A 13,050-nucleotide genomic window follows, 5' to 3' on the forward strand; every position below is an offset into this window, starting at 1 on the left:
ACCCCTTCCCATCCCGAACAGGACCGTGAAACAACTCCACGCCGATGATAGTGCGGATTGCCCGTGTGAAAGTAGGTAATCGTCAGGCTCCTTATGCAGCAAGTCCAGAACCCCGGTGTCTCCGAAAGAGAGCCGGGGTTCTGGCGTTTACGGGTCTGAAATGCGTGTGCGAGCAAGGCACCGCGCGATATAAAAAAGCCGTCCTATGGACGGCTTTCTTGCTTTATCAGCATCGGGATTCGCGCATCAAAGCGCCGTTTTCTGAGCCGGGGCGGCAACTGAAGCGTCCTTTCCCAAAGCCCCATTCTCGGTCTCTTCCGCGAGTTGTTCCTGCGTCAGTTCTTCGAGCAGCGCCAGGTCGCGTTCGATCACTTGCGGAAGATGCGCCCGCATAAACTCCACCCACGTCTTGGTCTTGGCATCGACGAACTTGCGCGATGGATAAAGCGCGTACACGTTCGTCTTCTGGAGTTTGTGCTGGGGCAACACGCGTACGAGCGTGCCGTTGCGCAGGCCTTCGATCGCCGAGTAGACCGGCAGCATGCCGATCCCCATGCCTTCACGAATCGCCACCGCGAGCGATTCCGCGATATTCACCTGCACCGGTCCGTCCACGTGCATCTCGACGCTGCCCTCGGGCCCCTCGAGCGTCCATTCGTGTGCCGGAACCGCGGGCGACTTGAGGATCAGGCAGTCGTGATGCGAGAGATCGGAGGGCGTGCGCGGCGCGCCGTGCGTATGCACATAACCCGGCGACGCGCACAGGATGCTGTAAGTCGAGCCAAGCTGGTGCGAAACGAGGTCCGAGTTCGGCAGCGAAGACGCCGTGACGACGGAAACATCGCTGCTGCCTTCGAAGAGATCCGGCATGCGCTGTGAGAGCGTCAGCTCGACAGTCACTTCGGGATGCAGCGCGCGATAGCGCGAAATCGCCGGCAGCACATACTGCTGACCAATGCTCGCGAAGCTGTGCATACGCAGCGCGCCCGCCGGGCGTTCGTGTGCGCAGCTCGCTTCTTCTTCCGCGCTGTCGACGTCCGCAAGAATCTGCGAGCAGCGCTTCAGATACCGCTCGCCCGCGGGCGTGAGCGCGAGCCGGCGCGTCGAGCGGTTGAGCAGGCGGGTGCGCAAATGCGCTTCGAGTTCCGACACCGCGCGCGACATCGCCCCCGTAGTCGAGTCCAGCGACTGAGCCGCGGCCGTGAAACTGCCCGCTTCCACGACGCGAACGAACACCCGCATGTTTTGTAACGTATCCATCAGACCTTCTTCTTAGGCACAGAAACGATATTGTCCGCCTCGGCGGGCGCGTCATTGTTGAGTGATCTGGAACGGAGGTTCCCCGCCCGTCCCGTTAATTCGCTCCAGTGACGCTCCTACAATCGGCAGCAGTCGACCTCAGTTGGTGTGTCGATCCGGCTCAGCGCTTGACGCCGAATCGGGTCCACGGCACCGGCTTTGGCCCCATGCAACAGAGTTGCGCAATCCCTGCGAAAGCAGGCGACATTCTTCGTAACAGCCCGAGCGTAGTCGTTTTCCATGAGCCGCCAGCCAGCCATACATCGAGCGATCGACTCGCGTCGACGCGCCGAAGTCATCTGGCGCGCCGCAAGGCGGGCGTTGCACGACTGGCAGGGCAGCGACGGTGCGATCTGGCTGCATCTGCTGAAAACGGTCACGGCCGGCTTGCTTGCAATGGGCATTGCGATGCTGCTGGACCTGCCGCAGCCGCGCATTGCGATGACGACTGTGTTCGTGCTGATGCAGCCGCTCTCCGGCATGGTGTTCGCAAAGAGCTTCTATCGCATCGTTGGCACCGCCGTCGGCATGATCGCGGCGGTGGTGCTGGGAGCCGTGTTCATCCAGCAACCCGAACTCTACATACTCGGAATGACGGTATGGGTGGCCGCATGTACGGCCGCTGCCATGAGGAATCGGCATTTTCGCTGGTACGGTTACGTGTTGGCCGGCTACACGGCAGCGCTGATCGGTATTCCGCTCGTCATGCAGCCCAACGGCCTCTTTCTCGCTGCGCTGGGGCGCGGCGCCGAAGTGGCGGTGGGCATCCTCTGCTCGGGCATGGTCAGCGCGGTGATCGTGCCCCGGCAGTCGGGCTCGGTGCTGGACCGCACCTTGCGCACACGTTATCTTAATTTTACTTCGTTCGCGTCTGCTGTGTTGGCCGGAAGGCTTGAAAGAGGCGCATTCGAAGGCCGATTTGCGGGCCTCGTCGACGACGTGGTCGGTTTCGAGGCAACCCGCGCTTTCTCGTTTTTCGAAGATCCGACCATGCGCTCGCGCAGCGGCGTGCTTTCGCGTCTGAACTCCGAGTTCATGGACGCGTGTGCCCGTCTGCACGCGCTGCGCCAACTGCTCAAACGACTGCACTGGAGCGACGCGGCGATCGCCCCGCTCGCGCCATATTTCAGCGAGCTTGCAACGCTGCTTGCGCAGCAGCCGCGCCAGAACGAAAGCGATCGAACCTACGCGTTGCGGCTTGCCGGCGGCCTCGAAGCGTTCCAGCACACCTTGCCGCGCCACGTGCGCGAGACGCGTCGGCCGCTCGAAAGCGCGCTGCCGGAGGCGCTGCCGGACTTCGATACGTCCGCCGAACTCATCTACCGCTTCACGACCGAGATCGTGCGCTACAGCCGCACCTGGGCTTCGTTGACGGAGCCGAGGCTCACGCAGGAGCCGCGCGTCGCGCGCTACGTGCCGCGTACGAGCTGGTATGTGGTGGCGTTCACCTTCCTGCGCACGGCCGTGGTGATCGCCGCGATCGGCTGGTTCTGGGTCGAGACCGACTGGCCGAGCGGCGGCCTCGCCATGATCGCCGCGGCGCTCACGTGCGCGCTCACGTCGTCGGCGCCGAGCGCGTCGCGCATGGCCGTGCAGATGGCCGTCGGCGCGGCGTTTGCCGCCGTCACGGGCTACCTCTTCACCTGCTACGTCTATCCGAACGTCGATGGCTTCCCGCTGCTTTGCGCGGCGCTCGCTCCGGTGCTCGCCATGGGTGCCTTTCTCGCCACGCGCCCGCGCATAGGGGGCTACGGGGTCGGATTCTCGGTGTTCTTCTGTCTGCTGGCCGGCCCTGACAACGTGATCGCCTACACGCCGGACCTGCTGATCAACAACGGCATCGCCGTCGTCACCGCGATGGTGGTCGCCTCGCTGGCCTTCGCGGTCGTGTTTCCGCCGCATATGAACTGGCTCGTCGAGCGCATGTGCGTTTCGCTGCGCGGGCAGGTCGTGCTGGCCTGCCATGGCGAACTCGAGGGCCTCGGGCAGCGCTTCCAGTCCGGCACGCACGACCTGATGCACCAGTTGCGGCTGTTGCTCAACGGCCGCCGCCATGCGCACCGCCGGGCGCTGCGCTGGATGCTCGTCACGCTCGAAGTGGGGCACGCCGTCGTCGACCTGCGCAACGAGGCGCAAGCGGCGGCCTGGCTGGGCGCTCGCGACGCGCGCTGGCCGTCGGCCCTCGAACGCGTGCAAGAGGACATTGCAGGCCTTTTCGAGCACCCGGATGGGGCATTGCTCGATCGTGCGCTGGTGTCCGTGCGCGCCGCGACCTGGATCGCCCAGGAAGCGCTCGCAGCGGTGCATCACGAGCGCGAAAGGCGCCACGACGTGCAACGGCTCCTGAGCCATCTGCACTTTATTCGCAGCGCGCTGCTCGATCGCGACGCCCCGCTCGGCCCGCTGGCTCGCCGCGGCCGCCGCGCGACCGAAAGATCGTTGAAAACTCAATGAAAAAGCGGGGCTGCGCGATCTTGCCGCAGTCTGGAAATATGCCTTCCACCCCGCCTTCTTAATCATTTCGACCCCGAGTCATATAGTCACATCACTGCTTCGCAGTACCCGTTAGCACTGGAGAGTAAAATGAAGTCCGTGAAGATCGCTGTTGTTGCCTGTTCGCTGTTTGCCGCCGCCGCTGCTTATGCACAGAACGAAGCACCGGCAGCGAGCGTTCCTCAGCAGGTCGCGCAATCGGCTGCCACGCAAGCCGCACAAGCGCCCGCCCATCGCGAAATCGTCAAGCCGGCAAAGAAGGATGAATGCGTCGGCCCGGCCAGCTTCTGCAATATTTATTTCGGTAGCTGAGATCCAGAGCAGCCAGCCATGTGCAGGCCCTCGCTGAAATCATGTGCCGCGACGCCTTCACCAGGGCGCCGCGGTTTTGCGCATTGTGGCTTCTAAAAACGTTGCAACAGTGTTTTGTGAAACTCGCAGTGCACGGCCGCCGATGCAAGACCTGAAAATGGGCACCAGGCGATCAGAGAGTTTGTGGAGACTTTGATGTACGAAGACCGTATCCGTTGTGCCGCCTTGCGCGGGAAAATTACTTCGGCTGCCGAGGCGGCCCAACTCGTGCGCAATGGCATGCGTGTCGGCGCGAGCGGTTTCACCCGCGCCGGCGACACGAAGGCTGTGCCGATCGAACTCGCACGCCGTGCGCGTGAAGAGAAGGAGCCGCTGCGTATCACGCTGATGACGGGCGCTTCGCTCGGTCACGACGTCGACCGCGTGCTGACCGAAGCGGGCGTGCTCGAACGCCGTCTGCCGTTCCAGGTGGACTCGACGCTGCGCAAGGCCATTAACCGTGGCGAAGTGATGTTCGTCGACCAGCACCTCTCCGAGACCGTGGAGATGCTGCGCGCGAACCTGCTCGGCAAGCTCGACCTCGCGATCATCGAGGCCGCGGCGATTACCGAAACCGGCGCGATCGTGCCCACGACTTCGGTCGGCAATTCGGCAAGCTTCGCGATTCTCGCGGAAAAGGTGATCGTCGAGATCAACCTCGCGCAGCCGCTCGCGCTCGAAGGCCTGCACGACGTGTGGATTCCGGGCCGCCGCCCGCATCGCGATCCGCTGCCGATCGTGCGCCCGCAAGACCGCGTGGGCACGACCGCGATCGAAATCCCGCCCGAGAAGATTGCCGCGATCGTCATCACGAACGAAGCGGACAGCCCCTCGACCGTACTGCCCGCCGACGAGGAAACCGCGCGCATTGCCGGCCACCTCATCGACTTCCTGCGCCATGAAGTGAAGCACGGCCGCATGAGCGCGCAACTGCCGCCGCTTCAGGCCGGCATCGGCACGATCGCGAACGCGGTGCTTTCGGGCTTCGTAGATTCGCCGTTCGAAGCGCTTACGATGTACTCCGAAGTGTTGCAGGACTCGACCTTCGACCTCATCGATTCGGGCAAGATGGTGTTCGCCTCGGGCGCGTCGATGACGCTCTCCGCGCCGCGCCAGGCCCAGGTGCTCGCCGAACTCGACCGCTATCGCGACAAGCTCGTGCTGCGTCCGCAGGAAGTGAGCAACCATCCGGAAGTGATCCGCCGTCTCGGTCTGATCGCGCTGAACACGGCGCTCGAAGTCGACATCTACGGCAACGTGAACTCCACGCACGTGGGCGGCACGCACATGATGAACGGCATTGGCGGCTCGGGCGACTTCGCGCGCAATGCATCGTGCGCGATCTTCGCGACCAAGGCCATCGCCAAGGACGGCCGTATTTCGAGCATCGTGCCGATGGTGCCGCACGTCGATCACAACGAGCACGACGTGGACGTGATCGTGACCGAGCAGGGTCTTGCCGACCTGCGCGGCCTGGCGCCGCGCGAGCGCGCCACGCTGATCGTCGAGAACTGCGCGCATCCGCTCTATCGCGACCTGCTGCGCGACTATTACCGCGACGCGCTGAAGATCGGCGGCCAGACGCCGCACAATCTCGCTCGCGCGTACGAAATGCATCTGCGCTACAACGAAACGGGCTCGATGCTGCTCGACGCAACCGGCGAAGGCGGCCTTGCCGTCAACGCATAAGACGTGAAGCCCAGGCAACTGGGCCGTGTCCAAAAGAAAACGGGAGCACCCGCAAAGGTGCTCCCGTTTTTTATTACCGCTGCGAATTCGCTAAGCTCTTTTGAACAGCCGGATGATAAAGAGCAGAATGACCGCGCCGATGATCGCGGTAATGATCGAACTGATCATGCCCGCGCCAATATGAATGCCGAGCAGACCGGCCAGCCAGCCGCCGATGAACGCGCCGACAATGCCGACGATGATATCGACGAACAAACCGAAGCCGCCGCCCTTGACGAGGACGCCGGCGAGCCAGCCTGCGATTGCGCCGATGATGAGCCAGGCAATGATGCCGTGTTCCATATGAATAGACTCCCCTTGTTGGCGTGAACGAATCACGGTGAATGGAGCTTAGTCCAAGGGCGAAAGGGCGTCCACGAAACGCGGCCAGAATTGACAGTTCTTCAAAACTGGCGGGAATAGTTTTAAAAAACGCAATACATTAGAAATGCATTCGTAAGGAATGCGGGCCGATGCAAGACCGAAGTCTTATTCAGGCGCGATTTCGGGTTCGGCGGCCGTCCAGCTCACGCTGGAAACGCCTTTTTCCATGCTCAGGCGGCTCGCCATGAGTTCGAGCTTCGACTGGTATTTCGGATGCAGCCGCATCGTCGCCGTCACGCGCAGGCGCTGTGCATCGCCGGGCATGTCCTCGCTCGTCAGGCTCTGAAATGAAAGCGGCGTGGAGTACATTGAATTCGAAAGCACGGTGCGGATATGCACTTCGTCTTCTTCGCGGCAGACGACCGTGAGGACATAGGCACGCACGAGATCCGCATTCGAAACGGGCGTCGCGTTGATGATGCGGCTCACCTCGCGCAACACCGTGTTCGTGAGCAGCACGACGACGGTGCCGGCCAGCGCCGGGCCGTAATGGCCTGCGCCGCACAGCACGCCCACGGCTGCGGAGCACCAAAGCGTCGCGGCGGTATTGATGCCCTGAATCGAGCCCTTGTCGCGCATGATGACGCCGCCGCCCAGAAAGCCCACGCCGGAAACCACATAAGCCGCGATTTGCGTGACGCCGCTCGACCCGTTGCCGGTCAATGCGCCGAGCGTGACGAACAGGCACGCGCCGCTCGCCACGAGCGTGATGGTGCGCAGACCCGCCGTGCGCTGGCGCATCTGGCGTTCGAGTCCAATGGCGACGCCGCAGGCGAACGCCGCGAGAAGGCGCAGGGCGAATTCGAGAGTCATCGTTTTGTCATGAAAGCACGTGCCGGCGGGGCTACGTGCTCGCGCGCAAGGCGTAGCGGATGCGCCGGGGGCGCCGTGGATCATACGCGGGACGCGGCGGCTCGCCAAGCTGTCGGCGCTGCCATGTTCAGGTCAGCATCAGGCCACGGCTCGTGCGCGAAACTGGTTCCATTCGTGTGGAGATGGGAAAGGCAGGGCGAATGAACAGGAGTTTCTGATGGATACGCTGCGCAATATGCGGGTCTTCGTGCGGGTGGTGGAGTCCGGCAGCTTCACGCGCGCCGCGACGAGCGAAACGATGACGACCGCGCAGGTCTCGCGCGCGGTCACCGACCTGGAGTCGCGGCTGCGCACGCGGCTCCTGAACCGGACCACGCGGCGCATGTCGCTGACCGAGGCCGGCGAGCGTTACTTTCAAAGCTGCAAGCGTATCCTCGCCGACATCGAGCAGGCGGAGGCCGAAGCCGCCGCCGCGCACGCCAACCCGTCGGGCAAGCTGCGCGTGTATGGCGGCACGAGCTTCGGACAGCACTATGTGATGCCGCTGATCGCGCGTTATCAGCAGCATTTGCCGGAGGTCTCGGTCGACCTCACCATCGCCCAGCAGATGCCGGACATCATCGAGGAGGGCTTCGACGTGGCGGTGGTGGTGGCCGCCGATCTTGAGGACTCCGCGCTAATTTCTCAGCACCTGGGCAGCACCGCCGCCATTCTTTGCGCGTCGCCCGATTACCTGCGCGCGCGTGGCGTGCCGCAGGCCTTCGACGATCTGGAGTCGCATACCTGCCTGCACCTGACCGACGCGAGCCTGCCCGCCGGCCAGTGGGTTTCCGAAGGCCCGCTCGGCGAGACCTTCCGGCATACGGGCGTGACGCCCTTCCAGGTGAACAACCCCGAAGCGCTCGCGCTCGCCATACGCGAAGGCATGGGCATCGGCCCGCTGCCGGTGCCGGTGGCGCTGCCCGGCCTCGCCGACGGCACCCTCGTGCGCGTGCTGCCCACGCATCGCTTGCAGAAGCTCAATATCTACGCGCTATACGCTTCGCGCCGCTATCTGGACGCGAAGATTCGCACCTTCGTCGAGTTCCTGCGCGAGAAAGTGCCGCTCGTGCTCGCCGAGCAGGAAACCGCGCTCGCCACGTGCGATGCGCCGCTACACCCGCATGCGGACGCACACGGGGCACGCGTTTATGAGGGACGCGGCAACGGCCGCGACTTGCGCGATCAGGAGCGTTTGCGGCTTGTGAATTGAAGCAGTTAAAGAGGTAACTGCGAGGCACACGCACGGCAAGCGGCAGGCGCAATCGCATATCCGCCACTTCCCGGGCGCCGCTTCGCGCCGCTGCAACAGCGATCCCTCCGCGCTTTTGCGCGCCTCGCACGTTGCCTGTCAATTTCGCCATATTGGCGCCAGCGACCTGCCACCGCCATTGCCTATGATGCGGCACTCGCTGGATGAAAGCGCCCCGTTCCAACCCTCGCCTGAGCTGCCCGAAACGCTGACATGTGGATTGTCAATCTCGCGCTGAAACGGCCATACACGTTCATCGTGATGGCCATCATGATCGTGCTGGCCACGCCCTTCGTGCTCATGTCGATGGCCACCGACGTGCTGCCGAACATCAATATTCCGGTCATCAGCATCATCTGGTCGTACACGGGCTTTTCCGCGAAAGACATGGCCGACCGCATCACCTCGGTCAACGAGCGCAGCCTCACCACCACGGTCAGCAATATCGAGCACATCGAGTCGCAGTCACTGCCCGGCATCGCCATCATCAAGCTGTTCCTGCAACCGGGTGCGAGCCTGCAAACGGCCATTGCCCAGGCGGTTGCATCGGAACAGGCGCAACTCAAGCAGATGCCGCCCGGCGCTACGCCGCCGCTCGTGATCAGCTATTCGGCGTCGAGCATTCCGGTGATCCAGCTCGGCCTCTCCAGCAAGTCGATGAGCGAGCAGGCGCTCGCCGACGTCGCGATGAACTTCCTGCGCCCGCAGCTCATCACGATTCCTGGCGCCCAGGTGCCTTACCCATACGGCGGCAAGACGCGCGTGATCTCCGTGGATCTCGACACGCGCGCGCTCATTTCCAGGGGCCTCACGCCCGCCGACATCGTCAGCGCTGTCAACGCGCAAAACCTCATCCTGCCCACGGGCACGGCCAAGCTCGGCCAGACCGAATACCGCGTGGACACCAACGCGTCGCCCGACACGCTCGCGGGCCTGAACCGCATTCCCGTGCAAACGGTGAACGGCGCGACCACTTATCTCGGCGACGTCGCGCACGTGCGTGACGGCTTCACGCCGCAAACCAATGTGGTGCGCCAGGACGGGCAGCGCGGCGTGCTGATGTCGATTCTCAAGAGCGGCGACGCCTCCACGCTGCAAGTGGTGGGCGCGCTCAAGTCGCTGTTGCCGAAGGCGCGCGACACGCTGCCCGCCGACCTCGTCATCAAGCCGCTGTTCGACCAGTCGGTGTTCGTCTCGGCCGCGGTGCAGGGCGTGGTGCGCGAAGCGCTCATTGCCGCCGCGCTCACGGCGGCGATGATCCTGCTCTTTCTCGGCAACTGGCGCAGCACGCTCATCATCGCCGTGTCGATTCCGCTGTCGATTCTCGCCTCGATCATCGCGCTCTACGCGCTCGGGGAGACCATCAACATCATGACGCTCGGCGGCCTCGCGCTCGCGGTCGGCATACTCGTTGACGACGCAACGGTCACGATCGAGAACATCGAGCGGCACCTCCACCTGGGCGCGGGGTTGCACGAGGGCATCCTCGAAGGCGCGGGCGAGATCGCGGTGCCCGCGCTCGTCTCGACGCTGTGCATCTGCATTGTGTTCGTGCCGATGTTCTTCCTCACGGGCGTGGCGCGCTTCCTGTTCGTGCCGCTTGCGGAAGCGGTGGTCTTCGCGATGATCGCGTCGTACATCCTCTCGCGCACGCTGGTGCCCACGCTCGCGATGCTGCTGTTCGAGGGCCACGATCCTTCGGCGCATGCGCAGCGCAGCGAGGGCTCGCTGTTCGCGCGCATCCATTGGCGCTTCAATCATGCATTCGAGCGCGTGCGCGCCAACTACATCGCACTGCTGAGCCTGCTGCTCTCGCGCCGCAGGTTGTTCGGCGGTTCGTTTCTCGCCTTCTGCCTGCTTTCGCTCGGCCTCGTGTTCTTCCTTGGCCGCGACTTTTTCCCGTCCGTCGACGCGGGCAATATCCGGCTGCATATGCGAGGCCCAACGGGCTTTCGCATCGAGGAAACCGCGCGCCTCGCCGACCAGGTCGAACAGGTGATTCGCGAGGTCGTGCCGCCCGACCAGCTCGAAACGATCGTCGATAACCTTGGGTTGCCGTATAGCGGCATTAATCTCTCGTACAGCAACGCGGGCACGATAGGCACGCTGGACGGCGAGATCCAGATTGCACTGAAGCCCGACCATGACCCCTCGCGCGTCTATATAGAGAAGTTGCGCGCGCTGCTGCCGCAGCGCTTTCCGGGTGTGGAGTTCTTCTTCCAGCCCGCCGACATCATCACGCAGATCCTCAACTTCGGTCAGCCCGCGGCGATCGACGTGCAGGTGGTGGGCGCCAACCTTGGCCAGGACATGGCGCTCGCGAGCACGCTGCTCAAGCAGGTGCGGCAACTGCCGGGCGCCGTCGACGCCCATATCGAGCAGCGCAACGACGAACCCGCGCTGATGCTCGCCATGGACCGCACGCGCATGCAGCAGTTGAACCTGAGCCCGCAGAACGTCGCGCAGGACGTGCTGATCGCGCTTTCGGGCAGCACGCAGACTTCGCCCGCGTTCTGGGTGAGCCCGCAAAACGGCGTGGAGTATCCGCTCGCCGTGCAAACGCCGCAGTACCGCGAAGCCTCCATGAACGAGCTGATGGGCACGCCCGTTTCGGCGCGCAGCGCGAACCCGAACGCGCCGCTGCAACTCGTGAGCAACCTCGTGCAGCTCAAGCCGCACGGCGGCCCGGCCATCGTCACGCACTACAACATCCGCCCCGTGATCGATCTGCTCGTGAGCGTGGAAGGCAGCGATCTCGGCTCCGTGGGCGTGAACATCAACGACATCATCCGGCACGTGCAGGCGCACGCGCCGCGCGGCACGACCATTACCATGCGCGGGCAGATCGGCACGATGCGCTCGTCGTATGTGGGTCTCGGCGTGGGCATTGCGATGGCGGTGGTGCTCGTGTATTTGCTGATCGTCGTGAACTTCCAGTCGTGGGCCGATCCGCTCATCATCATCAGCGCGTTGCCGGCGGCGCTCGCGGGCATTGCGTGGATGCTGTTCATCACCGGCACGCACCTGAGCGTGCCCGCGCTCACGGGCGCGATCATGACCGTGGGTGTCGCGACCGCGAACAGTATTCTGGTGGTGTCGTTCGCACGCCAGCGGCTCTCCGATGGCGCGACGCCGCTCGCCGCCGCGCTCGAAGCGGGCGCCACGCGCATCCGTCCCGTGCTGATGACGGCGTTCGCCATGATGATCGGCATGGTGCCGATGGCGCTGGGCCTCGGCGAAGGGGCCGAGCAGAACGCGCCGCTTGGGCGCGCGGTGATCGGCGGGCTGCTGTTTGCGACCGTCTCCACGCTATTGTTCGTACCCCTGATGTTCGCGACCGTGCATACGCGGCTCGCCCACCGCGCCGCCGCGAAGCGAGAACGTGCGGCGCGGCGGCGCGGCGCCTCGCGCGACACCCGTTAAGTCAAAAATGGCCGAAGACATGAACGAACCTCACCACCATTCGTCGCTCGACATCGCCGTGGGCGGCGAGCAGGGCATGGACCTGCCGGCGCGCGGCCAGGCGGGCAAGCGCGCGCGCCTCGCCGTGATCGTGGTTGCGCTGCTGCTGGCGGCCGGCGCCACGCGCACGATCGTGTCGAACCTCATGAACGCCCACCATCTCGCCGACGTCACGAAGCAGAACGCGCAGCAGTACGTGAGCGTCGTGCAACCGGTGGCGGCGGGCGCGGACGGCCGCATCGTCCTGCCGGGCACGCTGCGCGGCTATGTCCAGGCGCCGATCTACTCGCGCGCGAACGGCTACGTGCGGCGCTGGTACGCCGATATCGGCGCGCACGTGCAGCAGGGCCAACTGCTCGCGGAGATTGATACGCCCGAGATCGACCAGGAACTCGCGCAGGCGCAGGCGCAGCGCGATCAGGCCGCTTCGACGCTCTCGCTCGCGAAGACCTCGTTCGATCGCGCGCAGCAGTTGCGCCAGCGCGACGCGGTCTCGCAGCAGGAACTCGACGACCGCCAGGGCGCGTTCAATACGGACCAGGCGAACCTCGCGGCGGCCGAGGCGAACGTGCGCCGTCTCACGGAGACGAAGTCGTTCCAGCGCATCGTCGCGCCGATCACGGGCATCATCACGCAGCGCAACGTCGATATCGGCGACCTCGTGAACGCGGGCAACGGTGGCGCGGGCCGGGCGCTCTTTTCGATCGCACAGTCGGACCCGCTGCGCCTTTATATCGACGTGCCGCAAACCTACGCGCAACAGGTGGCGGTGGGCCAGCACGTGAGCGTGACCGAGCAGGAGTTGCCTGGCGTGACCTTCGACGGCACCGTCACGCGCACGGCGCAGGCCATCGACGTGGCCACGCGCACGCTACAAGTTGAAATCTCGCTGCCCAATCATGACGGCAAGCTGCTGCCGGGCGCCTACGTGCAAGCGGCGTTGCAGACCGATTCGAAGGGCCTCTTGACGGTGCCGGGCAACACCTTGCTGTTTCGCGCGGAAGGCCCGCGCCTCGCCGTCGTGGACGCGGACGGCAAGATCCAGCTCAAGCCTGTTGAGATCGCGCAGGACCTCGGGCAGACGCTCGAAATCAGCCGCGGGCTGGAGCCGGGCGATCGCGTCGTGCTGAACCCGAGCGATTCGATCGCCGATGGCGACAGCGTCGTGGTGGTCGCGCCGAACAAGACCGAAGCGGCGCGCGAGGCCGCGAAGCGGAGCGCGACGTGAG

General features: G+C 64.5%; 9 protein-coding genes and 1 rRNA gene. 7 read left to right on the forward strand and 3 right to left on the reverse strand.

Translation table 11 applies throughout. The features are described 5' to 3' along the window. A 5S ribosomal RNA gene (gene rrf / locus C7401_RS46310) occupies positions 1–88 on the forward strand; the annotation flags it as partial. 158 nt (positions 89–246) lie between these two features. Here rrf and C7401_RS40830 read toward each other — a convergent pair. Continuing rightward, positions 247–1,260: a LysR family transcriptional regulator gene (locus tag C7401_RS40830; RefSeq protein WP_112177739.1), complete on the reverse strand. Its 1,014-nt coding sequence runs from the start codon at positions 1,258–1,260 to the stop codon at positions 247–249. Between the two features lie 279 nt (positions 1,261–1,539). On the opposite strand from C7401_RS40830, the gene C7401_RS40835 reads away from it, so the two are divergent. From C7401_RS40835 to scpC, 3 genes are all read left to right on the forward strand, one after another. Beyond that, a complete protein-coding gene (locus C7401_RS40835) occupies positions 1,540–3,753 on the forward strand; it encodes an FUSC family protein (protein ID WP_112177740.1) in 2,214 nt (737 codons plus the stop codon). Between the two features lie 129 nt (positions 3,754–3,882). After that, the gene (locus C7401_RS40840) at positions 3,883–4,104 is read left to right on the forward strand and encodes a hypothetical protein (RefSeq protein WP_112177741.1); all 222 of its coding nucleotides are present in this window, start codon (positions 3,883–3,885) and stop codon (positions 4,102–4,104) included. Between the two features lie 195 nt (positions 4,105–4,299). Beyond that, positions 4,300–5,832, forward strand: coding sequence for a succinyl-CoA:acetate CoA-transferase ScpC (gene scpC, locus C7401_RS40845; RefSeq protein WP_112177742.1), 1,533 nt, complete (start codon positions 4,300–4,302; stop codon positions 5,830–5,832). Between the two features lie 90 nt (positions 5,833–5,922). Here the strand turns inward: scpC and C7401_RS40850 are convergent, their stop codons facing one another. Both C7401_RS40850 and C7401_RS40855 read right to left on the reverse strand, forming a co-directional pair. After that, positions 5,923–6,174 (reverse strand): GlsB/YeaQ/YmgE family stress response membrane protein, encoded by a 252-nt coding sequence (locus C7401_RS40850; RefSeq protein WP_112177743.1) that lies wholly within the window; start codon positions 6,172–6,174, stop codon positions 5,923–5,925. 186 nt (positions 6,175–6,360) lie between these two features. Next, positions 6,361–7,068: an MgtC/SapB family protein gene (locus tag C7401_RS40855; protein WP_112177744.1), complete on the reverse strand. Its 708-nt coding sequence runs from the start codon at positions 7,066–7,068 to the stop codon at positions 6,361–6,363. A gap of 217 nt (positions 7,069–7,285) precedes the next feature. Between C7401_RS40855 and C7401_RS40860 the strand changes: the two genes are divergently transcribed. From C7401_RS40860 to C7401_RS40870, 3 genes are all read left to right on the forward strand, one after another. Next, positions 7,286–8,320, forward strand: coding sequence for a LysR family transcriptional regulator (locus tag C7401_RS40860; protein WP_112177745.1), 1,035 nt, complete (start codon positions 7,286–7,288; stop codon positions 8,318–8,320). A gap of 252 nt (positions 8,321–8,572) precedes the next feature. Continuing rightward, positions 8,573–11,782, forward strand: coding sequence for an efflux RND transporter permease subunit (locus tag C7401_RS40865; protein ID WP_112177746.1), 3,210 nt, complete (start codon positions 8,573–8,575; stop codon positions 11,780–11,782). A gap of 19 nt (positions 11,783–11,801) precedes the next feature. Next, positions 11,802–13,049, forward strand: a complete 1,248-nt coding sequence (locus tag C7401_RS40870) for an efflux RND transporter periplasmic adaptor subunit (RefSeq protein WP_112177791.1) — start codon at positions 11,802–11,804, stop codon at positions 13,047–13,049. Position 13,050: the final 1 nt, after the last annotated feature.

This window comes from Paraburkholderia unamae (genome assembly GCF_003268775.1).
Taxonomy (GTDB): Bacteria; Pseudomonadota; Gammaproteobacteria; order Burkholderiales; family Burkholderiaceae; genus Paraburkholderia; species Paraburkholderia unamae.